This window comes from Mycobacterium intermedium (assembly GCF_002086275.1).
GTDB classification, from domain to species: domain Bacteria; phylum Actinomycetota; class Actinomycetes; order Mycobacteriales; family Mycobacteriaceae; genus Mycobacterium; species Mycobacterium intermedium.
The window spans coordinates 21,789-45,068 of the sequence record NZ_MVHT01000053.1 but is presented as its reverse complement, the minus strand read 5'-3'; the positions used below and the strand labels follow the sequence as shown (position 1 = coordinate 45,068).

16 protein-coding genes and 1 pseudogene are annotated in these 23,280 nt (G+C 61.8%); 9 read left to right on the top strand and 8 right to left on the bottom strand.

Features of this window, described 5'->3' with window-relative positions:
- The coding region (locus BST27_RS18455) for a PPE family protein (RefSeq protein WP_083148579.1) at positions 1–7,120 on the top strand (7,120 nt) is incomplete at its 5' end.
- Positions 7,121–7,134: 14 nt separating this feature from the next.
- Here BST27_RS18455 and BST27_RS18450 read toward each other — a convergent pair.
- The 4 genes from BST27_RS18450 to rfbG all read right to left on the bottom strand — a co-directional run bounded on the left by BST27_RS18450 (position 7,135) and on the right by rfbG (position 10,299).
- Complete coding sequence (locus BST27_RS18450) at positions 7,135–8,121, bottom strand: 1-aminocyclopropane-1-carboxylate deaminase/D-cysteine desulfhydrase (protein ID WP_069420868.1); 987 nt, start codon at positions 8,119–8,121, stop codon at positions 7,135–7,137.
- A gap of 19 nt (positions 8,122–8,140) precedes the next feature.
- Complete coding sequence (locus BST27_RS18445; protein WP_079219861.1) at positions 8,141–8,866, bottom strand: class I SAM-dependent methyltransferase; 726 nt, start codon at positions 8,864–8,866, stop codon at positions 8,141–8,143.
- Positions 8,867–9,022: 156 nt separating this feature from the next.
- On the bottom strand, positions 9,023–9,235 hold the full coding sequence (locus BST27_RS18440; RefSeq protein ID WP_069420869.1) for a dodecin: 213 nt from the start codon (positions 9,233–9,235) through the stop codon (positions 9,023–9,025).
- A gap of 47 nt (positions 9,236–9,282) precedes the next feature.
- On the bottom strand, positions 9,283–10,299 hold the full coding sequence (gene rfbG / locus BST27_RS18435; protein ID WP_069420870.1) for a CDP-glucose 4,6-dehydratase: 1,017 nt from the start codon (positions 10,297–10,299) through the stop codon (positions 9,283–9,285).
- 132 nt (positions 10,300–10,431) lie between these two features.
- On the opposite strand from rfbG, the pseudogene BST27_RS18430 reads away from it, so the two are divergent.
- Positions 10,432–10,713: pseudogene (locus tag BST27_RS18430) on the top strand (IS256 family transposase); the annotation flags it as partial.
- Positions 10,714–10,775: 62 nt separating this feature from the next.
- Here the strand turns inward: BST27_RS18430 and BST27_RS18425 are convergent.
- Both BST27_RS18425 and BST27_RS18415 read right to left on the bottom strand, forming a co-directional pair.
- Positions 10,776–12,218 carry a DUF2079 domain-containing protein gene (locus BST27_RS18425; RefSeq protein ID WP_069420871.1) on the bottom strand — a complete coding sequence of 481 codons (1,443 nt, stop codon included), beginning with the start codon at positions 12,216–12,218 and terminating at the stop codon, positions 10,776–10,778.
- Between the two features lie 691 nt (positions 12,219–12,909).
- Positions 12,910–13,602, bottom strand: coding sequence for a TylF/MycF/NovP-related O-methyltransferase (locus BST27_RS18415; protein ID WP_170062337.1), 693 nt, complete (start codon positions 13,600–13,602; stop codon positions 12,910–12,912).
- Positions 13,603–14,239: 637 nt separating this feature from the next.
- Between BST27_RS18415 and BST27_RS18410 the strand changes: the two genes are divergently transcribed.
- The 7 genes from BST27_RS18410 (at position 14,240) to BST27_RS18380 (ending at position 21,501) form a co-directional block, all read left to right on the top strand.
- Positions 14,240–15,250: a glycosyltransferase family 2 protein gene (locus BST27_RS18410; protein WP_069420873.1), complete on the top strand. Its 1,011-nt coding sequence runs from the start codon at positions 14,240–14,242 to the stop codon at positions 15,248–15,250.
- Between the two features lie 12 nt (positions 15,251–15,262).
- The gene (locus BST27_RS18405; protein ID WP_079219858.1) at positions 15,263–15,775 is read left to right on the top strand and encodes a GtrA family protein; all 513 of its coding nucleotides are present in this window, start codon (positions 15,263–15,265) and stop codon (positions 15,773–15,775) included.
- Positions 15,772–16,677, top strand: coding sequence for a glycosyltransferase family 2 protein (locus BST27_RS18400; protein WP_069420874.1), 906 nt, complete (start codon positions 15,772–15,774; stop codon positions 16,675–16,677). The genes BST27_RS18405 and BST27_RS18400 overlap by 4 nt, the downstream gene beginning before the upstream one ends.
- 356 nt (positions 16,678–17,033) lie before the next feature.
- The gene (locus tag BST27_RS18395) at positions 17,034–18,524 is read left to right on the top strand and encodes a glycosyltransferase family 87 protein (protein WP_069420875.1); all 1,491 of its coding nucleotides are present in this window, start codon (positions 17,034–17,036) and stop codon (positions 18,522–18,524) included.
- Between the two features lie 246 nt (positions 18,525–18,770).
- Positions 18,771–19,793, top strand: a complete 1,023-nt coding sequence (gene gmd / locus BST27_RS18390) for a GDP-mannose 4,6-dehydratase (protein WP_069420876.1) — start codon at positions 18,771–18,773, stop codon at positions 19,791–19,793.
- Positions 19,790–20,770, top strand: coding sequence for a GDP-L-fucose synthase family protein (locus BST27_RS18385; protein WP_069420877.1), 981 nt, complete (start codon positions 19,790–19,792; stop codon positions 20,768–20,770). The genes gmd and BST27_RS18385 overlap by 4 nt, the downstream gene beginning before the upstream one ends.
- Before the next feature lie 5 nt (positions 20,771–20,775).
- Entirely contained in the window at positions 20,776–21,501 is a 726-nt protein-coding gene (locus tag BST27_RS18380; RefSeq protein WP_232007375.1) for an FkbM family methyltransferase, read from the top strand.
- Between the two features lie 95 nt (positions 21,502–21,596).
- Here the strand turns inward: BST27_RS18380 and BST27_RS18375 are convergent, their stop codons facing one another.
- Together BST27_RS18375 and BST27_RS18370 are read right to left on the bottom strand one after the other, a co-directional pair.
- Positions 21,597–22,385, bottom strand: a complete 789-nt coding sequence (locus BST27_RS18375) for a glycosyltransferase family 2 protein (RefSeq protein WP_069420879.1) — start codon at positions 22,383–22,385, stop codon at positions 21,597–21,599.
- A 10-nt stretch (positions 22,386–22,395) separates the two neighbouring features.
- Complete coding sequence (locus BST27_RS18370) at positions 22,396–23,280, bottom strand: class I SAM-dependent methyltransferase (protein WP_079219855.1); 885 nt, start codon at positions 23,278–23,280, stop codon at positions 22,396–22,398.

The window sequence follows — 23,280 nt, the reverse complement described above, 5'->3', positions numbered from 1 at the left end:
GCCGCTGAGGATCAATGTGCTTGGCCATATTGACGCTCTGAGCACCCCGGCGATCACCATCGACAACATCCCCCTGAACCTGCACGCCACCGGCCACGCAGGACCCGTCGGCTTCCCGGGCGCCAACATTCCGGCGGTGCCGGGGTTCGGGAACGCGACCACCGCGCCATCGTCCGGTTTCTTCAATACCGGCGCCGGTGGGTCGTCGGGATTCGGGAACGTCGGCGCGCAACTGTCGGGCTGGTTCAACCAGATGCCCCAAGCCACAAGGGCCTTGCTGGAAATGGGTCCGGGTTCCTTCCCCCAGATCCTCCCGCTGGGCGGCATTTCCGAAATACCCGTCGATCTCCAGGTGGGCGGCGGGATAGGTCCCATTCACGTCCAGCCCATCCGCATTCCCGAATTCAACCTACAGATCACCGGCGGATTCATCGGGCTCGGCGAATTCACCCTCCCGCAGATCGATATTCCCGCAATCCCGATCCACGTCACGGGATTCGTCGAACTCGACGGTTTCCAGGTGTCTGCAACGCCTATTCTTGGCGACCTAGGCGTCACCGCGCGGATGGTCATGGACCCCGTTGCCTTGCCGAACCCGTTCATCACGATCGAAAACTACGGCCCACAGTTGGGAACCGACCCGGTATTCCCTCGTGCACCGTTCTACTTGAGCATCAGGGACGTGGTTGTCAATGTATCCCTCATTGGCGGTGGGACCGGAGGGGGTTTCATCCCCCTAGTGATTCCTTTCGAGCTGTCCGTTTCGCCCCTGACATTGTTCCCGAACGGTGCCAGTATTCCCGCCCAAACCGTCGTGAACGTCGACTTGACCGGCGGTCTGGACAGCATCACATTGTTTCCGGGCGGTCTGCACTTCCCGCGAATGCCGTTGGTCAGCCTGACCAATTTTGTCGCCGGCACGAATGAATTCACCCTCTTCCCGCAGGGCTTTACAGTCGACACCATTCCGGTGAACCTACACACCACCCTCGGCTTCGGGCCCATCCCGTTCGGGTGGGGTTCCATTGCCCCGACACCGGCCAACGGCCCCATTCCGGCGGCCCCCGGGGGCATTGGCATCACCAGCGGGCTGTTCCCGTTGCACTTCAATCTCGACGGCGGCATCGGTCCGATCAGCATCCCCACCACAACCGTGTTCGATGCCATAAACCCCCTGCTGACCGTGACCGGAAACGTTGCAGTCGGCCCCTTCGTCGTCCCGGACATTCCCCTTCCCGCCATCAACCTGGGCCTCGACGGTGCGGTCGACGTGAATTTCACCGCCCCAAATACCACACTGCTGTCGGGCCTGGAGATCACGGGAGGCCTCGATATCCCGCCAATTCAAGTTTCTGTGGCTACCGAGCCCCTTGAAATCTACATAGCTCTTGGGGAGTTGCCCATTCCCACCCTCTTACTGTTCGAACTAAGAAGCGGCGTCGGGGTGATCGTTGGTACCCCGCACATCTCTGTACCCATCGACGTGGCAGGATTCAGCCTTCCGGTACCGGATTTCAACGAATCCATTCCCCTCAATCTGTCTTTCGGCTCACCGGCTTCCACCATTAAGTCGATGGTGCTCGGCCTTACGCAACCCATCGACCTGTCCGTCGACCTCGACGCCGTCTCCATTCCGGCGACCGTCGTGCCGGCAATTCCGCTGAACATCAGCTTCGCCACCCCTGTGGGTCCGATCAACATCCCCATCTTCACCACGCCGGGTTCGGAGAATTCAACCGGTGGTGCTCCTGCGCCGGACCCGTTCAGCGGTTTGGGGGCCCTGGGCTTGGGCCTGGGTGTCCCGGGCCTGGGGTTGGGTGTGTTGAGCCTGTTGGACGGGAGCATGGGGAACTCGTTCATGTCGGGCTTCAATTCAGCGATCGGGATCGTCGGCCCCAATGTGGGGTTAGGCGACTTAGGTGTGGGCAATATCGGGTTGGGCAACATCGGGGACTTCAACCTCGGTGGCGCCAATATCGGCGAATTCAACTTCGGCGGCGGCAACGTCGGCAGCAACAACTTCGGGCTGGGCAACATCGGGGTTGGCAACATCGGGTTCGCGAACTCCGGCGGCGCGCCGAATGTGCCGGGGATGGCCAATGTTGGGTTCGGCAACGTCGGAAGTAACAACTCCGGCTTGGCGAACATGGGTGTGGGCAACGTCGGCTTCGCCAACTCCGGGTCCGGGAATTTCGGCATCGGGTTGACTGGCGACAACCTGACTGGCTTCGGCTCGCTGAACACCGGTTATGGGAATATCGGGTTGTTCAATTCGGGTACCGGCAATATCGGCTTCTTCAACTCCGGCACCGGGAACTTCGGATTGTTCAATAGCGGTGACTACAACACCGGTATCGGGAATTCGGGGATCGCCAGCACGGGCTTGTTCAACGCCGGTGGTTTCAACACGGGTCTGGTCAATGCGGGTAGCTACAACACCGGCAGCTTCAACACCGGCGATGCCAACACCGGCGGCTTCAACGCAGGCAGCATCAACACGGGCTGGTTGAACAGCGGTGACACCAACACCGGGGTCGCTAACTCTGGCGATGTCAACACCGGCATCTTGATTTCGGGTAACTACAGCAACGGCGCCTTGTGGACCGGCGACTACCAGGGCCTTTCCGGCTTCTACATGCCCACTGGCCCGCTGATTCCCGAGACCTACCTCGTGTATATCCGCGAGACTTTGAACTTGGGTCCGATCCAGATCGACCCCATCCACGTGCACATAGCGCCGCTGGACATCGACGAGACCTTCTTCATCGGCCCATTTACCGTGGATCCCATTTCCATTGCGGGCATCCCGTTGGATATCCACGAAACATTTGAGTTGGGCCCCCTGGTCATCATCCCGCCCATGAAGATCCCGGCGACGCTCATCGAAGAGTTGGCCACATCCGCCGGCGCCCCCGCACCGCCGGTCTTCACAATTGCACCGATTTCAGATGTGTGGATCTCCACCGTCACTTTCCGGACCGGAGCCACTGTTCTCGGTCCGTTCGAGGGCAGCCTGAACGAGATCCCCATTCAACTGGGCGGTTCTGGCCCAGGATTCTCGTCGCTGCGATTGAGTATCCCTCCCATCTCGATTCCGGGTCTGACCATTCCATCCCTGCCGTTGAAGCTCGACGTGACCGGCGGCATCCCAGGGTTCACTCTTTTCCCGGATGGCCTTTCTTTCCCGCAGATCCCGGTGCATGTCGATGCATTCTTCGGTATTCCGGACTTCACCCTCTTCCCGGACGGCTACACGATCGACCCGATACCGCTCGAACTCAACATCGACCTCATCCTTGGGCCGATGGGCATGGGGCCGATCCATATTCCGCCGGTTCCGGGGTTTGGGAATACCAGTGCTACGCCGTCGTCGGGCTTTTTCAACTCCGGTGCCGGTGGGGTGTCGGGATTCGGGAATGTCGGCGCGAACGTGTCGGGCTGGTGGAACCAGGTGCCGCATGCCACTCCGGCGCTGCCGGGGATGGCGTCGGGTTATTTCAACGCCGGGGCACTCGGGTCGGGTGTGCTCAACCTCGGTTCGGGCGTCTCGGGCCTGTTCAACACCAGCGCGTTGGATGTGGCCGCCTCGGCGGCGATGTCGGGCTTGGGCAATGTCGGCGCTCGGTTGGCAGGGATGTCTGCGGCCGGCGGCGCGCTGGACCCGATAAGCCTGGTCAATGCGGGGTTGGCCAACGCGGGCTCGGCCAACATCGGCCTGGGCAATGTCGGCGATTTCAACCTGGGTGGCGGCAATATCGGCGACTTCAACTTCGGCGGCGGCAACGTCGGCAGCAACAACTTCGGGCTGGGCAACATCGGGTTCGGTAACATCGGGTTGGCGAACTCCGGCGGCGCGCCGAATGTGCCGGGGATGGCCAATGTTGGGTTCGGCAACGTCGGAAGTAACAACTCCGGCTTGGCGAATATGGGTGTAAACAACATCGGGATCGCCAACACCGGGTCCGGGAATTTCGGTATCGGGTTGACCGGTGACAACCTGGTCGGGTTCGGTGCTCTTAATTCGGGTAACGGCAACATTGGTTTGTTCAATTCGGGTACCGGAAATGTCGGTTTCTTCAACTCCGGCACCGGGAACTTCGGGTTGTTCAATAGCGGTGAGTACAACACGGGTATCGGGAATTCGGGGATCGCCAGCACGGGCTTGTTCAACGCCGGTGGTTTCAACACGGGTCTGCTCAATGCGGGCAGCTACAACACGGGCAGCTTCAACACCGGCGATGCCAACACCGGCGACTTCAACCCGGGCAACATCAACACAGGGTGGCTCAACACCGGTCACACCAACACCGGAGTGGCCAACTCCGGCGATGTCAACACCGGCGTCCTACTCTCCGGCAACTTCAACAACGGCATGTTCTGGAGGGGTGACTTCCAAGGTCTGTATAGCCTGTCCTACCTGCCCGCGGCGCTGCCGCAAACCGATTTCCTGCACTTCACCTTTACCGGCGGGCTGGGCTCCGTCGTTCTCCCCCCGATCGACATTCCCGCAATTCGCCCGCAATTCAGCGCCAACATCGCTATCGACAGCTTCACCTTGCCGACCATCTCCATTCCCCAAATCGACCTGGACGCGATCACGATAAGCGCCGGCCTCGGCCCCATTACCCTCCCGTCCATCGCTATCCCAAGGGTTCCGGTCACACTGGATTACGCATTCGGCTCTCAACCCGGCGGGCCGCTGACCATCGGTCCAATTACGGGAAGATTTACCGTCACAAGTTTTCACCCCGAATTTCTAATGGGGCCGATCGTCATAGGTTCGAGCTCGTCACAAGGGGCCATTTCGGCTTTCCTCGCCAACCTGCCTTTCAGCACGCCGGTGGTCAGCGTCGATGAAATTCCACTATTGGTCAGCATTACCGGCCACAGCAAGCCCATCACCATCTTCCCGGGAGGGGTCACGGTCCCCGCGATGAACCCGTTGAACATCAACCTGTCCGGTGGAACCGGCGCCTTCACCATCCCGGCCATCACCATCAACGGAATCCCGTGGGCCCTCGATGCGCACAGCACCATCGGGCCCGTTCGTGTCGCGTTGATCGACATCCCGGCGGTGCCGGGGTTCGGGAACTCGACCGCCACGCCGTCGTCAGGCTTCTTCAACTCCGGCGCCGGCGGGGTGTCGGGATTCGGGAATGTCGGTGCGAACATGTCGGGCTGGTGGAACCACGTTCCGCATGCCACTCCCGCGCTGCTGGGAATGGCGTCGGGTTACTTCAACGGCGGCGCCCTTGCATCCGGTGTGTACAACATCGGTTCGGGCGTGTCGGGCTTCATCAACATCGGAGCGCTAGATGTGGCTGCTTCATCGGCGGTGTCGGGATTCGCCAATTCCGGTGCTCAGTTGTCGGGATTGCTGGCCGGTGCCAGCCTGGGGTTGGCCGACGTGGGGGCGGGCAATCTCGGGTTCGGCAATGTCGGCGATTTCAACCTGGGCGGCGGCAATGTCGGCGATTTCAACCTGGGCGGCGGCAACATCGGCAGCAACAACTTCGGGTTCGGCAACATCGGGGTTGGCAACATCGGGTTGGCGAACTCCGGTGGCGCGCTGGGCGTGCTGGGCGGGGCCAATGTCGGGTTCGGCAATATCGGAAGTCACAACCACGGCCTGGCCAACATGGGCCTGGGCAACGTCGGGATCGCCAACACGGGCTCTGGGAATTTCGGTATCGGATTGACCGGCGACAACCTGACTGGCATCGGTGCGTTGAACACCGGTAACGGCAATATCGGGCTGTTCAATTCGGGTACCGGCAATATCGGTTTCTTCAACTCCGGCACCGGGAACTTCGGATTGTTCAATAGCGGTGACTACAACACCGGTATCGGGAATTCGGGGATCGCCAGCACGGGCTTGTTCAACGCCGGCGGTTTCAACACGGGTTTGCTCAATGCGGGCAGTTACAACACGGGTAGCTTCAACACCGGCGATGCCAACACCGGCGACTTCAACCCGGGCTACAGCAATTCCGGCTGGTTCAACACCGGGCACAGCAACACCGGGCTGGCCAACACCGGCGACGCAAACACCGGCGCCTTCGTCAGGGGCAACTACAGCAACGGGTTCTGGTGGTCGGGCGAGTACCGGGGCCTGTTCAGCTTCTCCTACACCAACCCCATCATTCCCGAGTTCAATGCCGCAAACGTTTACGCCTCTGGTGGCGCAGGCCCGATTACCCTCCCGGCGATCCAGATTCCCGCGATTCCCCTGGACATCACCGCAACCGGCGCGATCGGCGGCATCACCATCCCGTCCGTGTCTATCTCCCCGATCACTATTGATATCAGGCCCGTTTTCGATCTCGGCCCAATTGCGGTGCGGGACATCGTCTTCCCGGCCCTGGGCCTGGACCCCGCCAGCAGCATCACCGTCGGCCCGATGTTGAGTTCGGGGTCCATCATCGAACCATTCAATATCATCTTGCAGGGGGCTATCGACATCGAAGTCTCTGCCATCCAAACGGGGGGCAGCGTGATTCTGCCGTTCACGTTGCCGTTGAGTTCACTTGGCTTGACCACCCTGATACCGGAATTCATCATCCCGGGGTTCACCATTCCGCTGGAGCCCATCCACGTCGAGCTGCCGTTGTCGGTCACCATCGGGCCCTTCGTCAGCCCGGAAATCGTGATTCCGCAATTCCCGATCGGCTTCGCGTTGTCCAATGGCACCCCGCCGTTCTCCCTTCCCCCGGAGATCACGATCGGCGAAATCCCGGTGGTGCTGGACATCGGTACCCTGCTCGGCCCCGTCAGGGGCGGGTTGGTCATCCCGGCGGTCCCGGGTATCGGAAACAACACCACGTTCCCGTCTTCGGGCTTCTTCAACGGGGGCAACGGTGGGGTATCGGGCTTCATGAACTTCGGCGCGGGTGTCTCGGGCTTGCTGAACCAGGCGCCAACTTCGTTGCTGGGTGCCGTCTCGGGCTCCTTCAACTTCGGCACGATGGTGTCGGGCGTGCTCAACGGCGGCGCCGGCCTCGCCGGCCTGTACAACACCAGCATCCTCGACCTCAATCTGGTTGAGGCGGCCTTCAATTCGGGCATGTTGAACTTCGGCCGGCAACTGTCCGGCATCTTGTACCAGGGCACCGGGCACTAACCGGCGCCCACGCTTCAGCGGGGCCCGTGTGTTTGCAGGTAGATGGCGGGGCCGTCGGGTAGCCGGCCGCTCGCCGAGAGGTCAAGCAGTGCGGCCATCGCTTTGGCGGTGTAGACGGGATCGAGGTCGAGCCCCTCGGCGTCGTGTGCCAGGCGCAGTGCCTGCTCACCCTGCTTGGTCGGGTGGCCGTAACCGGTGCCGAGCCAGTCGCGCAGCAGGGTGAGACGGCCGGGCGTCAGGGTTGTGGACGGCAGCTTCGCGCCGCGGCGTTCCAGGAGGTGCGCTGCCCGTTCAGCCGGCGAGGTGATGGCGCGGTGGTCCAGGCGCAGCTTGTCGTTGACGACGATGCCGATCACCTGGGTGTCGGGCAGACCGGCGAGACCGAGCCCTAGATAGAGCCCGGCGACCGTGCCGCCCGATCCGACCGCGGTGACGATGGACGACGGCGTCGGCATGGTGCCGGCCTGTACCTGCGCGGCGAGTTCGAACGCGGCCTCGACGTAGCCCAGCACTCCCAGCGGTGAAGACCCGCCCGCCGGAAGGAGGTAGGGCCGGCGATGGCGCACGTAGAGGTAAGGGGCGGCCGCCACTGTGCGCGCCTTGGTGCGAGTGAGGTAGATGTCCGCTCCGGACGCGCGCAGGCGTTCGAGCTGGGCTTCGACGTGGTCGTCGCGCGGTTGATCGATGAGCGCAAGCGCGGTGTGGATGCCGAAATCGCGGGCATACAGTGCCGTCGCCAGGCCCCAATTGGTGCCAAGGCCGCCGAAGGTCAGGATGGTGCTTCGGCGTTGCCTTTTGACGTCAGACAGGAGCCATTCCAGCTTGCGGATTTTGTTGCCGCCCCAGCCGCCGGTGCCATACGCGCCGTCGTCTTTGACCCAGATTGGGTAGTTGGTGCTGAGGTGCGGCAATGCACGCAGGGGAGTAGGTCCGTCGCCGAGGCGGGCGTGGCCCAGTTTTTCGCGCAACTCGGGGAAGCGCTGGTGCAGATAGGCCGTCATGCGGCTTGTTGCGAGGGGGCTAGGTCGCGGCTTTGGTCGCGATCACGATGTCCTGGAAGCTCAGGTGTTCCTTACGCCCGCTCCAAGAGCCAAACCGCAGCGGTTCCTGGATGGTCAGGCCGCGCTGCTCGTACAAGCCCCTGATGTAGTCGACGGGGAAGGCGATTCCCTCCTCCGGACGCTTCGTGTGGATCGTCCGATATCCGTCCCGTTCGTGTTGGAAGTTGTGCACGCCCTTGCCGGCCGCGGTGAGGGCCAGCGCCTCGTCGTCGAGCAGGAAGTAGGTGCACAGGCTCCGTCCGCCCGGCTTGAGCACCCGGACGATCTCGTCCAGATAGTGCTCCACGTCCGGGGGGAACATGTGAGTGAACACCGAGGTCAGGAACACCACGTCAAACGACGCGTCGGGATAGGGGAACACGAAGTCCAGCGACTGGTACTTCCCCTTGGGGTTGTAGAGCGAGTTGTAGATGTCGGCGACTTCGAATTCGAAGTTGGGGTGCGATGCCGTGATGTTCTCCTTGCACCACGTGATCGCCTTCTCCGAGATGTCGAAGCCCGCGTAGCGGCCTTGGGAGCTCAGGTAACCGGTGAGCGGCAGCGCCATCCGTCCCGACCCGCAGCCGACGTCGAGCACCGCTTCATCTGGCTTCAGCCCGCACAGGTCGATGAGATAGCCGCGAAATTCCGCGCCGACCTCTTCGTAAGCGCCGCCCACGAACCTCTGCAGCGACTTGGGGGGCAACTTTTCACCAGACGATCCGTCCGCTGACGAACGGTTAGAGCCAGGCAGGATGCTCTGCAGTAATCGCTTAATGATGCCCCCTTTGGGTCGTCGGCCGCGCTTGAGTATAGGGATTGCACCCCGTTGGCGACCGACGTTTGGAACAGCGGGCTCGGTTTAGGACTCGTCGAGACGGAAGCCGACTTTCATCGTCACCTGAAAGTGGGCAACCGCCCCATCGACCAGATGACCGCGAACCGACTCGACTTCGAACCAATCCAGTCCGTGCATCGTCTTGGCCGCGCGGGCCAGTCCGCTCTTGATTGCGGCGTCGACTCCATCGGGCGAGGTTCCGACAATTTCGATCACGCGATAGGTGTGATTGCTCATCGTGTCCCCTTTAGGTGCTGGTATCGCGACCCTATCCGGGCTGAGGATCAATCAAGGGTTTCGAATGCGGCGATTTGCTCCCGGGTAACGATGAGCGGGTCGGCGCCGTCGTGAACGCGGCGCTCCCAGTCGATGGTCCACGTCACAGCATCGCGGAAACCGAGTCGATTGCGCCAGCCGAGTTCGGTTTGCGCCTTGGTGGCATCTAGAGCCAGCAGGTGTGCCTCGTGCGGATGGTCACCGGGTTGATTGTCCCACTGCGCGCCGCCGCCCCATAAGTCGGCCGCCAATGTCGCAACCTTGCCGACTTCGACGAAGCTGTCGCGGCCAGGTCCGATGTTCCACTGGCCGACGCCGGAGCCGGCCAGCAGCGCGTCAGCAATAGTGAGGTAGCCATTGAGGCAGTCGAGCACGTGCTGCCACGGGCGTACCGCGCGCGGGAACCGGAGCAGGGGTGCCTGCCCGGTTCGGTAGGCCCGCACCAAATCAGGCATCAGTCGCTCGCGACTGACGTCGCCACCGCCGATGACGTTGCCGCCGCGAGCGATCGCGGTAGGGCAGCCAGGAAAGCTGTGCACCCAGGACTGCGTAAGCAGATCGGCCATCGCCTTCGAGGCGCTGTAAGGATCGTCGCCACCGAGTGGGTCGGTCTCGACGTAGCCGGCCTCTTGATTGATGTTGCGGTAGACCTTGTCGGTGGTGATGACGACGTGGGCGCGCACGGATGGGGTGGCTGCGACAGCTTCCAGCACGTTGAGGGTGCCCATGACATTGGTCTCGTACGTGTAGCGCGGATTACGGTAAGACTCACGGACTAGGGATTGTGCGGCCATATGCACCACGACGTCCGGAGCGGCGGCTGTTACTGCCGCTGCGGTGGCCCCTGCGTCACGGATGTCCACTCGATAGTCGGCAACCAATCTCTTTTCCAGCCCAACCCTCTGAAAAGGGCTGCCTTCGTCAGGTTCGAGAGCCAGACCCGAGACTTCATGCCCTCGGCTAAGTAGCAGCATTGCTAGCCACGGCCCTTTGAAGCCGGTATGCCCGGTGATGAAGTAATGCACAGCTACCGAGAAACGAGGAACGCGCTCGATGCACAGTGATTCACGACGGTGACGATATCCTCACGATCCTCGTCGAAGCCAGCAGTCTCCGCGTCCATCAATCTTGGATCCGGAGAATGACCCGTCCTCGGGCTGCGGACCACCAACCCGATGGAGTCCACCTTTGCTACGGTGCGTTTTCGGCCAGCGCGTCACCAAAGGCCCATCAGGATCACGCGCCGCCGGAATTGCCATGGCTTACAAGCTCATCGAGGCCGCACAGGCCGCTGGTGCAAAGTCAACGCACCCGAACCGGTCGCCCTTGTCCGCGCCGGTGCGAACTTCCACAAAGGCAAACTGCTCGAACGGCCCACCGACATCACACCGGACTCCGGGCGGCCCGATGATCAGACCACCGGATCGGAGGTCGCTTGACCTACACGAATCCACAAGTTTGACAATTCCTCGCACAGAGGGAACTTCGCTCGCAGAGTGCGCTACTGACGCTTATAGATGGTCAGCGGGCCGAAGGTGGCGGCGGGCCTGTAGTGGTCCGTGAAATCGGCTGATTTTGTGGCGGCCGCGTCGATCCATGTGCCGTCAGTGACCCAGTAGGCGGGATGTTGAGTGAGCCACCAGGTGAAGTCACCATGCCGCACAGATGGGATGGCGTGAGAGTCTAACAGGCCGAGATAGTCAACCAGATCAGCTCGGCTGTAGTAGCCGATGGTGCCGAACTCGGATGCGGCGACCGTGGGGTGCGGGGCTTTAGTGTCGCGGTCTATCCACTCGGCTACTTGCCGATAGGGGGCGCGCCCCGCCTTGGGGGCGAGGTCGACACCGGCGATGAATCCAACAGCGATGACCGCTGTGAGGAGCGCGGCCGCGATGCGTAGACGCTGCTGCTGTGCGGCTGCTTCGACGATCCCGTAAGCGGCGCCGGCGACAACCCACATGTTGAATGCTGCGTAGTGCCAGTAGTACATCGGCAGTCGAAGCACGAACCCGTACTCGACTAGCACTATGGCTGCGGCGACGGCGAGCGCTGGCAGCGCGAATTCATGCCGCCGGATAGCGGTCACTGTTCCGAAAATGGCGGCAATCAGCAGAGGTGCCACAATGAGAGCAGTCAATGGGTGAGGGGCTTCTGATCCGCTGATGGCGTACGGGTTAAGGCCCTTCAGGTAGCTGAATTGGCCACCCCACTGACCCGAATCTCGCTGAGCCATCTTCGCGGCCAGGCTGCTGGGAAATGCGGTGCCCGTCAGTTTCCATAGAGCGTAGGTCCAGACCACGTACCCGGCACCAAGGGGAGTCGCTGCCAATGCGGCTGCGGCGAACCGGCGCCGAAGTACCAGCCACACAAGGAACGCTGCAGCCAACAGAATTGCGTCCGACCGTGCGATCGCAAGCAAGGCAAGTAGGCAGCCCATTGTGATCCACCGTTGCCGCTGGAAGGTCCAGATCGCGGCGAGAATCAAGACTAGGTAGACGCTGGTTTCCATGCCGCGGACGTTGGCGAGCAGTGGGTCGATTGAGTAAAGGCCACAGGCGATCCATCCCGCCAGGGCGCGGCCGTCATTGGCCAGGATGCGGGCCAGGGCGATGCCGCCGAGTCCCCATGCGGCGACGTATATGAAGAGGGAGGCTGCTATCGGTGAAGCGCCCAGCGCCTTCCCCGCAGCGATGAGGAGCACGTAGAGCGGTGATGTAACGGCGTTGTTGGTGTCTGCGCCGAGGTTGAATCGCCACCCGGCGCCGTCTGCGAGGTGCTGCCCGTAGCGCATAAGGATGAAGGGGTCATCGTAGACAATGCCTTGATGGACGACCACGACAACGACCGGCCCTGCAAAGGCCAACAGCAGCAGGCCAGCCCATCGCGCAACGGTGTTGGAGGGTTGTTCGTCGCGGTCGGTGGTGCATGCTACGGCTGCGGTCATGAGAGGGGAGCCTACGACTCGGCGCGTTACCGCGCACAACGAAACGCAGAAAAGAACCCGCTGTGGAGCCGGGCGATTGGTGATGTTTTGTACACGTCAAATAGTCAGGCGGCTTCGACGACGACCAGGACGCGGCGCCGCCGTGCCATGAGGAACGCCCAGTGCAGCGGGTGCGCAACTAATGACGTCCGCGAGGTATAGCGCGAGGACCGCGATCACCGCTCGGGCTAGCATGCCGGGGGCGCTGGTTCGGGGTCTGGCTCCCGGCCGGGTCGGTGGCCGCCGAGACGGATCTGCCCCGAGCCCACAATCCATGAAACCGTTGACGCTTGGCCGACTGCGGACGGCGCCCTGGCCTCTTTCCGACGCGACGTGACGATGACAACGCAACCTTCAAAACTTACAGAAGTTGTTGCGACCGCTCCTAGAAGCCACTTGCCGACAGCTGGTCAATCTCCGGTTACCGTTGACGCACGCGCAGGTCGGCTTCCTCCAGTGACCGGCAGTCGGATCCCGAGGAGTCCTGGATACAGTCGCCGATGGTCGCCACCTGGGGCCAATTTCGTGGCAGAGTCTCTGGGGACCGGCGACCTGACCGATGATCAGACCCAGTAAACCCGCGCGGGTGGGGCCCAGCCGCCGGCAATAGGCGCTGTCTGCATAGGGATGACGATCCCGGGGCAGTCGGTAATCAGGCAGGTGGCTTGATAAGCAGCGCCTGTCCACCCGTTGCCAGCCGGAGAATTTGCAACCCCCGTTCTTCCGCAAAGTGGTCGTAACCGATCTTCTGCTGATAATGGCGCGGCCATCCGTAGTCGTCCATGATCACGATCCCGAAGGGAACTATCTTTGGCCAGAAATGCTCAAGGGCCGCGATTTCTGGTGCGGTGCAGTTCATGTCGAGATGCAAATAAGCGATCTTGTCGCTGGTGACCTGTGGAAGTGTGTCTGGTACGGGGCCTCTGACCAAGTTAACAAAATCCATTCCGGCAAAGTTGCTTTTTACCCGTTCAAAGCAGTCGGAATAGTCCATGTAACCGGCGTGAGCCTTTTCCTCTGGGGTAAGTTGCGATTCGTCGAAACCTTTGAATGTGTCTAGCAGCCAAAAGCGTTTCCCCGATTGCCCAAAGTCCGTGTGTGTTATGACTGCCATCGCCGTGCCTCCGCGGTCGACACCGCATTCAACGAAATCACCATCGAGTGCAAGAGCGTGGTTTGCGGCCCAACAGAGGACGTGGATGCGCCAACGGACGCCCCATCTGCCAAACGATCCCGTCGCCTTAGCGGCCGCATAGACTCGCTTAAATTGTTCCGTCTTGCGGAAATCGGCGTTGGTAGTTGTGAAAAGCCCGTCCTCGTAGAAGCTGCTTCGCAGCCGCCGCATCATGAATAGGGTATTTGCTATAGGGTGGGGCAGATTTTGCACAAAGCTTCGCATCGGACTCCCTTGGCTTGTCGCTGGGTTGGCGGCACAACGACCACTCGACCGGCAAGCAACAACACTCACGGCAGGCGAGGACCGCCTCACCGCCCGCTAAAGCTAGAGAGTACGTCGTACCGGTTGCGGACGAGGGTCGTGGGTGTGGCGGCTTAGCTCTCAAGCACCATGACGGCCAAAATGGGACGGCGAAGTGTCGACCCGATGTGGCCCTGTGGCAGGGCGGGAAGGTGGCGTCCCGGAATGCGCAACCGGACAATACGTCGGACGGGTTGTGGGCGCTGAAGGCGGTCCTGCATCCAGTTCGTGGTCGGTAGGCCCCAACCTGAGGCACGATGCCGCTGAACAGTGTGTCCAACGAACGGCCTAGGTGCGGTCCGAGTGGTACTGCCGTGCTAATAGGTTCTAGATCCGGCGCCCGCGCGCGGCGGCGGGGCCCAGAGTCATCGGTCACTATCTTGCCTGCTCAGAGGGGCAGGTGGTACACAGACAGGGCGTGGCAGCCAGGTCTCACTAAAGAAAATCACATAGCAATAGCTGCCAAAGGCCCGCGCTAAGCGGAGCCGGGATTTAGATTGAAAACATGACTGTGCTGAGTCGCCCTGCAGTCTCAGTGGTGGCACCTTGTTTTGATGAGGAGGAAGTGCTGCCGCTGTTCCTGAGCCGAGTACGCGGGGTTCTAGAAGAGCTCGGAACCACCAGCGAGATTGTCCTGGTCGATGATGGTTCGCGCGATCGCACCTGGGAGATCATCGAAAAGGCTGCGGTGGAGGATCCGCGTGTGGTTGGCGTGCGTTTGATGCGTAATCACGGGCATCAGCTTGCGCTGACGGCTGGGCTTAGTGTGTGCCGCGGCGAACGGGTGCTGATCATTGACGCAGACCTTCAGGACCCACCGGAACTGCTGCCCGACATGATGGCGTTGATGGACGAGGGCGCCGACGTGGTCTACGGCCAGCGCCGTCGCCGTGAAGGGGAGGGCCTCTTCAAGCGGGCCAGCGCTTCGGTGTTCTATCGCATGATAGGCCGCATGACTGAAGTTGATATCCCCCATGACACAGGCGATTTCCGTCTGATCACACGTCGTGTGCTGGATCTGCTGATCTCTATGCCCGAGCGCCACCGATTTGTCCGCGGCCTAGTGTCCTGGATCGGTGGTAAGCAAGTGCCGCTGGTCTACGACCGTGATCCCAGGGCGGCGGGAGAGAGTAAGTATCCCTTCACCAAGATGCTGCGCTTTGCAGTGGATGCCATCACCGCGTTCTCGATGGTCCCGCTGAAGTTATCGGTGATCCTGGGCTGGGTGATGGCATTCATCGGTTTCGCTGCTGCCATCAACTCGATCGTCGGCGCGCTGCAGGGGCATACCGTTCCCGGCTGGAGCTCGTTGATGGCCGCGATTGGGCTGCTTACCGGTACACAATTCCTTATGCTCGGCATCATCGGCGCGTATCTGGGCCGAATGTACGACCAGAGCAAGGGCCGGCCGTTGTTCTTGATTCGCGACATGGTGGGCGGCGTCGACGGGTCGGTGGCAGCCGCGGACCAAGCGAGTGCGATGTACGGGGCGCACACGCCCGTGCAGTCGCTCTAGCCGGGCTTGCCTATGACGCTGGACGCGTTTGCGGGCGACGACGAGCGCATCCATCCCCCCGCGGGGATGAGCGGTGTTCCGGGTCCGCTGTTTCGGTTGACCCGGGATCAGCGGGTCGCCTTCCTGATCGTCGGTGGTATGAACACCGCAATCGGTGGCCTTTGGTTCACGTTGTTTCTGTGGCTTCTTCCGCGCGGAGTCATGGGTTACATGGGCGCATTGCTCGGTGCGCATGTTGCGGCAGTGCTGTCCGCTTTTATCCTGTACCGAAAATTTGTGTTTATTGTGACCGGGCACGTATTGCGTGACTTGGCGAGATTCGAAATAGTCAACTTATCCGTTTTGGCATTTAACGTACCGATGCTGCCGCTGTTGGTGGAAGTGTTGCGCTGGCCCGTTTTGCCATCGCAGTTTGCTATCGCGGGGGTGACGGTGGTGTACAGCTGGTTCGCTCACCGAGGATTTTCATTCCGGCGCAGTCCTGCCGAAGTGGAACCGGCTGACTCTGAAGAGGCCCCGCTGTGACGCCACGGGTCTCAGTTGTCGTTCCGTCGTATAACAACGTTGACTTCATCGACGCCACCATGCGATCGATTCTGGCGCAAAGCTTCAGTGACTTTGAACTGGTGGTGTCCGATCACAGCTCCACGGACGGCACTTGGGAGGCACTTCAGCAATTCACCTCCGACCCGCGGGTTCGCCTGAGTCGCCTGCCTTCCGGCGGCGGAGCGCCGGCGAACTTCAACGCGGTTACCAACCTCGCTACCGGCGAGTTCATTAAGCTCGTCTGCGGCGATGATCTGCTTTTTCCGGACAGCTTGGCAGAGCAGCTGGCGGCATTGGAAACCCACCCGTCGGCGGTGATGGCTGCGAGTCAAAGGGACGTCGTAGACGCCGCGGGAGCCCCGGTGTTCCGCAATCGCGGTTTAGGTCGACTGAGTGGCGAGGTCAGCGGCGCCGTAGCCATCCGCCGGACCATCTTGGCGGGCACGAACATCTACGGTGAGCCGGCGTCGGTGCTGTTCAGGCGCGCGGCGTTGGTCGACGCGGGTGGTTGGGACAGCCGCTTCCCCTACCTGATCGACCAAGCGACATACTGTGCGGTGCTGTTGCGCGGAAACCTGGTGGCAGTGCCTCGTTCGCTTGCCGCTTTCCGCGTCAGCGATTCTCAGTGGAGTGTGCAATTGGTGCGCGCGCAGGCCGACCAAGCCATCGGCTTCAGGCGTGAGTTCGCCGCTGCGCACAGTGATCTGATCAGCCCGCGGCAGTTGCTGGTCGGAAACATGCGAGCACGGGCGACGGCCGTCGCCAGGCGCTCGGTGTATTTCTGGCTCGGTCGACGAATGCGGAGCCGGGTGGCCACCGACGGCCGGCAGCGCGGGTCCGGCAAAGAGAATAATTGCGTTCGGATCAGCGAGAAAAGCTAGGACTCGCTGTCGACCTATGTTGATCTCGGCTGTCGTCCATCTCAAGCTCGTCCTGAGTTCTCGCATAATGGACTCAAGGCAGTCGCTGGCATCCGGACGAGACGACAAACACACGTTCCGCAGCCCAGTCGTTGCGCGGTCACGATGTCCGATTCCAAGCGTCGATAGGGAACGATCGTGAGCGCGGCCATTCGGGGCCGATCTGCAACGGCCGTTGAGTTCTCTTCCGCAACGGCCGGGCTATTCGAACATTCTGTGGCGGGAAGGGTACAGGGTTTCACCAGGCGATGCCTTGTTCAGACCGGGGGGAGGATGGAGTGAAACGGCCTATAGATGCGCTAGGTGGTACAACATCGGTGGTCAAGGGATGGTTTGCGGCAGTCATCGGCCAATCTGAGCGTAGCCTCTTAATCGGCGGTGTCTTGCTTGCGTCGACGATCTCCGCGGTCACGGGATATGTTCTTACCCAATATTATTCGGTCGACGTGTTGTCCTCTCTTATATCTGAGCCGCATGATTGCATGGCCGACTGGGGCACTAAGGTCGGACGCCACTGCTTCAGCGACTACGCATTACCAATAAGTGTTGGGATGCGGCCGAACCCCTGGGATCTTTACCCCTTGTACTACCCCCCGGACTTCAGGCCAGTTTTCAATAATTACACGGCGGCAGGAATGTTGCCGCAGATGGTTTTTGGGATTCTGGGCAGCTGGCTGGGCGCGCCGCGAGTCGGTTTGTTGGGTTACCAGCTCCTATTGACGATCTCGGTTCTCTCCCCCGCAATGTGGGCGATGCGGAGCGCACGCGGGTTGGAGCGCGCAATGGTATTCGTGGCATGTGGCTTCGCGGCCATTCCCGCTTGGATGACGATCGATCGAGGCAACTCTGTGGGGTTTGTGGTGCCGATCGCGCTGGTTTTCTTGGTGGCGCTGTGCTGGCGCCGCTGGGGTCTGGTCGCGGTTATGGTCGTCCTGGCCGCCTTGGTGAAACCCCAGTTCGCCGTAATTGGCGTGGTATTGCTGGCGGCCCGGCAGTGGCGAATGGGAGCCATCACGTTGGCTGGGGGGGTGGTTACTAATCTCGCCGCGTATGCGCTGTGGCCGCGGGACTTTCCGCACACGATCCCGCAGTCAATCCACAACATCCTCGGCTACGGCACGTTCCGCGGTAGCGTGAGTAGCGGAAACGTGTCCTTCGCCAAGGGGCTGTTTATGATTCCTGACGGAATCAAGGCCCGTCAAACGGGGGGCAGCATACCGGATGGTTTTCTGGCTGGTCCGCGATCATTGATCGGGTACATCGTCCTGGTGCTCGTCGTCGTGTCTATTCTTGCTCTTGGGCGGCGAATTCCGCCTGTCATGGCGGGTATAGTGCTGCTGGCCACGGCTTCCCTCTTTCTCGCTGTGAGTTACGCCTATTACTTGGTATTCGTGTTGCCGGTGGCTGCCCTGGTGGTCCGGGATCCCGCTGGGCCGCCGGGGATGGGAATTTTTGATCGGCCGGAGATTGTCGGCGGACGCCGTCGTGTGGTTGGTATTTGCGTAACTTTGGCCGCCGTCGTAAGTATCGCCCCGATCGCGCTACCCGGCCCGCCGACGCACGTGCAGATAATGGGACCAACTGGGGCCGTGTGGGGCGTCGTCGCCCTAGCTGTCACCACGGTATTCCTTGCACCTCTCTTCTGGCTGGTCACATGCGCGGCGATTGTCGCCTCCTATGCGCGCCGACCGGTGCTATCGAGTAGCAGTGGGCATGAGGATGCCGGGAAGGAGCACGGGGATACGGTTGTCCGCGTCCCATCTACACCGCAATTCGAGATGGAGTTCTCGCCAAAACGACCGGAGTAGTCTCCCCGCTGCCCGAAATGTGTGGTTTCGGCCAAATGATGGTGTTTGGATTCTCCTCCCCGGTTCTTGCGCGAAACGGTGGCAGGAGCATGCGCGTCCAAACTCGGCCTTCCCAGATTGGAACCGCTTTCCGACCCGCGCCGTTGCCGAACGGCAAGTGGTGGCCTGCATCTACTATGAAGCGACGGCGGTGCCCCGTGGTTCTAGCCACAACCAACGACACAACGAAGAGTGAGACGGAATCCAGTGAAGCGAGCGCTCATAACCGGGATCACCGGGCAGGACGGTTCGTACCTCGCCGAACTGCTGCTGAGCAAGGGATATGAGGTCCACGGTCTCATCCGCCGTGCCTCGACTTTCAACACCTCCCGCATCGATCACCTCTACGTCGACCCGCACCAACCGGACGCCCGGCTGTTTCTGCACTACGGCGACCTGATCGACGGAACCCGACTGGTGACGTTGCTGAGCACCATCGAGCCCCACGAGGTGTACAACCTCGCGGCCCAGTCACACGTGCGCGTGAGCTTCGACGAGCCCGTACACACCGGCGACACCACCGGCATGGGATCGATGCGGCTGCTGGAGGCCGTCCGGCTGTCCCGCGTCCAGTGCCGGTTCTATCAGGCGTCCTCGTCGGAGATGTTCGGCGCATCGCCGCCGCCACAGAACGAACTGACTCCGTTCTACCCGCGTTCGCCCTATGGCGCGGCCAAGGTCTACTCCTATTGGGCGACAAGGAATTACCGCGAAGCCTATGGGCTGTTCGCGGTCAACGGCATCCTGTTCAACCATGAATCGCCGCGCCGCGGTGAAACATTCGTCACCCGCAAGATCACGCGGGCCGTGGCACGCATCAAGGCCGGCATCGAGTCCGAGGTACACATGGGCAACCTGGATGCCGTGCGCGACTGGGGATATGCACCCGAGTACGTCGAAGGCATGTGGCGGATGCTGCAGGCACCCGAACCCGACGACTACGTCCTGGCGACCGGGCGCGGCTACACCGTGCAGGAGTTCGCGCAGACGGCCTTCGAGCACGCCGGGCTCGACTGGCAGAAGCATGTGAAGTTCGACGAGCGCTATCTGCGGCCCACCGAAGTGGATTCGCTGATCGGCGACGCAAGCAAGGCCGCCGAAAAGCTCGGCTGGCGCGCCACGGTGCACACCGACGAACTGGCCCGGATCATGGTCGACGCGGACATCGCCGCGCTGGAGTGCGAGGGCAGGCCCTGGATCGACAAGCCGATGCTCGCCGGTCAGAAATGAGCCCAGACGTCAAGCTGGACGCCGCCGTCGGTCCGCTCGACCGCAACGCCCCGGTGTACATCGCGGGTCACCGAGGGCTGGTGGGATCGGCCCTGTTGCGTCGATTCCAGGCCGAAGGATTCACCAACCTGTTGCTGCGGTCCCGCTCGGAACTCGATTTGACCGACCGGGCCGCGACATTCGACTTCATCCTCGAGTCACGGCCCCAGGTCGTCATCGATGCGGCTGCCCGCGTCGGCGGCATCATGGCCAACAACACCTATCCCGCCGACTTTCTCTCGGAGAACCTGCAGATACAGGTCAATCTGCTCGATGCGGCGGTGGCCGCGCGGGTGCCGCGCTTGCTCTTTCTTGGATCGTCGTGCATCTACCCGAAACTTAGTCCGCAACCCATCCCGGAGAGCGCACTGCTGACGGGCCCGTTGGAACCGACCAACGACGCGTACGCCATCGCCAAGATCGCCGGAATCCTTCAGGTCCAGGCCGTTCGGCGCCAACACGGCCTGCCCTGGATCTCGGCGATGCCCACCAACCTGTATGGACCGGGCGACAACTTCTCGCCGTCCGGGTCGCATCTGTTGCCCGCGCTGATCCGCAGATACGAGGAAGCCAAGGCCAGCGGTGCGCCGTCAGTGACCAACTGGGGCACCGGAACTCCGCGGCGTGAGTTGCTCCATGTCGACGACATGGCCAGCGCATGTCTGCACCTGCTCGAGCACTTCGACGGTCCGACTCAGGTCAACGTGGGCACCGGCATCGACCACACCATCAGCGAGATCGCGGAGATGGTCGCGTCGGCGGTGGGCTACACCGGCGAAACCCACTGGGATGCAAGCAAACCGGACGGCACGCCGCGCAAGCTGCTCGATGTTTCGGTGTTGCGGGAGGCGGGATGGCGGCCCGAAATCGAACTGCGCGAGGGCATCGAGGCTACCGTGACTTGGTACCGCGAGCACGCGGGGACGGTTCGGCAGTGAGCGCGATAGCACGTCGCGCTCGCAATTTGCTGCGGCGCAATGGTATTGAGGTATCGCGTTACTTCCCGGAGCTGGACTGGGAACGCAACTTCATGCGCCAGCTGCAAGCGCATGGGGTTACCGTCGTCCTGGATGTCGGGGCGAACTTAGGCCAATACGCCACGGGATTGCGCACGGCGGGGTTCACCGGCCGCATCGTCTCTTTCGAGCCACTGTCCGGGCCGTTTGCCGTCTTGGAGCGCAGCGCCTCGAGCGATCCGCTGTGGGAATGCCGGCGCTGCGCTCTTGGCGATGCCGATGGAACGATCTCGATCAATGTCGCGGGTAACGAGGGCGCAAGTAGTTCCGCGTTGCCGATGCTGAAACGACACCAGGACGCCTTTCCTCCCGCGAACTATGTGGGCACCGAACAGGTGCCGATCCATCGACTCGATTCGGTGGCGTCGGAAGTGCTGCGCCCCGGCGAAGTGGCCTTCCTCAAGATCGACGTCCAGGGCTTCGAGAAGCAGGTGATCGAGGGAGCGCTTGCGACGATCAAGGACCGCTGCGAGGGCATGCAGCTCGAACTGTCGTTCCAGCCGCTATATGAGGGCGGCATGCTCATTCGCGAGGCGCTCGATGTCGTGGATTCCCTGGGCTTTACGCTCTCGGGATTGCAACCCGGCTTCACCGACCCGCGTAATGGTCGCATGCTGCAGGCCGACGGCGTCTTCTTCCGCGGCAGCGACTGACTCCCGCGCGCTCTGCCGTCAAAGAGTGCGTCGAGTGTGTTGCCTACGCACCGAGATTTTCGTTGGTGGGGCAGTATGCCCCACACTCGTGGCGCTTATTTCGACAATCGCCCGAAGACGTTCTCCCAGAACCGACTGTTGTAGGCGTAAAGCTCCCGGCCCCGGAGGTAGGCATGCGAAATCAGCCTGCCCCCGAAGGGGTAGCGCCCGTGCAGGTCGCCCATCCGACGCAGGTCACCGAAGACTGCGTTCGGTTCCCGGCTTGAGCCGACGCCGGTGGTGTCGAATTCACAGAACACCCGCCGGATGGTGACCGGCTCGCGCTCCAACGCGGCCCGCAAGATGAACTCCTGGTCGGCGGCGATGCCGAAATCGAGGTCGTAGCCACCGATCTTGTCGACGAGCGATGCCCCGAAGAACGACGCCTGGTGGGGGACAACCTGCTTGCCGGCCAGGAACTTGCGCAGGCTGAACGGTATCGGGCCGCGTACCTGATCGAGGCCGACCAAGCGGTCCATCCCAAAGCCCCATTGGTCGCGGACCGACCCCTGGTCGGACAACACGGCCACAGCCTGGGCCACCACGTCGGGTTCGGCGAAACGGTCGGCGGAATGCAGGAACCACAACAGATCACCCGACGCCCGCTCGATGCCCTGATTCATCGCGTCGTACCTGCCGCCATCCGGCTCGGATTGCCAGTACGCGAAGCCCGGATCAGCGGTGGAGAGGTATTCCACAACATCCTCGCCGGAGCCGCCGTCGATGATGATGTGCTCGATGCGACCGTCGTAGCGCTGGGCGCGGACGCTCTCCGCGGTGAGCTTCAACCCGTCGAGGTCCTTGAAGGAGATCGTTATCACCGAGACGGTGGGAGCCGACGTCACCGAGTTCCCCCTATCGGGTCTTGATGCCGATGAAGGTTCCGCGAAGATTCGCTGCGTAGGAACCGCCGAGCAACGATTTGGCGATGTTGGGCTCCAGGTTTCCGTACTCTTCCATCACCAGGTCGAAGCCGACATCTTTCATCGTCTGTAGCAGGTACTCACGCTGGATCCAGAAGGACCTGCGGTTGTCCCACGATGCCCATTTCATGGTTTCCCGCTTCCCGAATTCCCGGTCGTCCTCGAACTCGGTAAACCACCTGCCCGGAAGCCCCTCATGTTCGGTCGGCGCGGACAGCATGAACTTGACCGGCTCAGGTCGTCTGAGCACCTTGGCCGCGGCCTGGCGCACAGTCGTGGGCAGCTTCAGGATCTTGTCGCTGGGGCTGATGATCGAGAAGTGCGTCTGCAGGATCAGCAGCTTGTTGGTGACCGACGAGAGGGTTTCCAGGTATTGCTTCGGGTTTTCCAAGTGGTAGAACAGCCCGCAGCAGAAGACGGCGTCGAAAACCCCGTGGTCGGCGATGTTCAGTGCGTTGTCTTGCACGAACTGTAGGTTCGGCAGGTCCGTCTTCGACTTGATGTAGTTGCACGCCGCAATGTTCAGCTCGCGGACCTCGATCCCAAGGACCTGAAACCCCAGCCGCGCGAATTCGGTTGCGTAACCGCCTTCCAAGCAGCCGATGTCGGCCACACGGAACTGGCTCTTGTCGCCGGGAAACACGGTGTCGAGGATCCCGCGCGACGAGATGAACCACGAGTATTGGTCTACCGTTTGAGCGGCCCCGGGAATCGTGAATGTTCCGTCGTCGAGGCGCACGTTGTGAGCGGTGAATTGCACCGCCGTGTCAGAGTTTTCTGCTACCACGGCTTGTTCAGGTCCTTTCATATGTTTCAT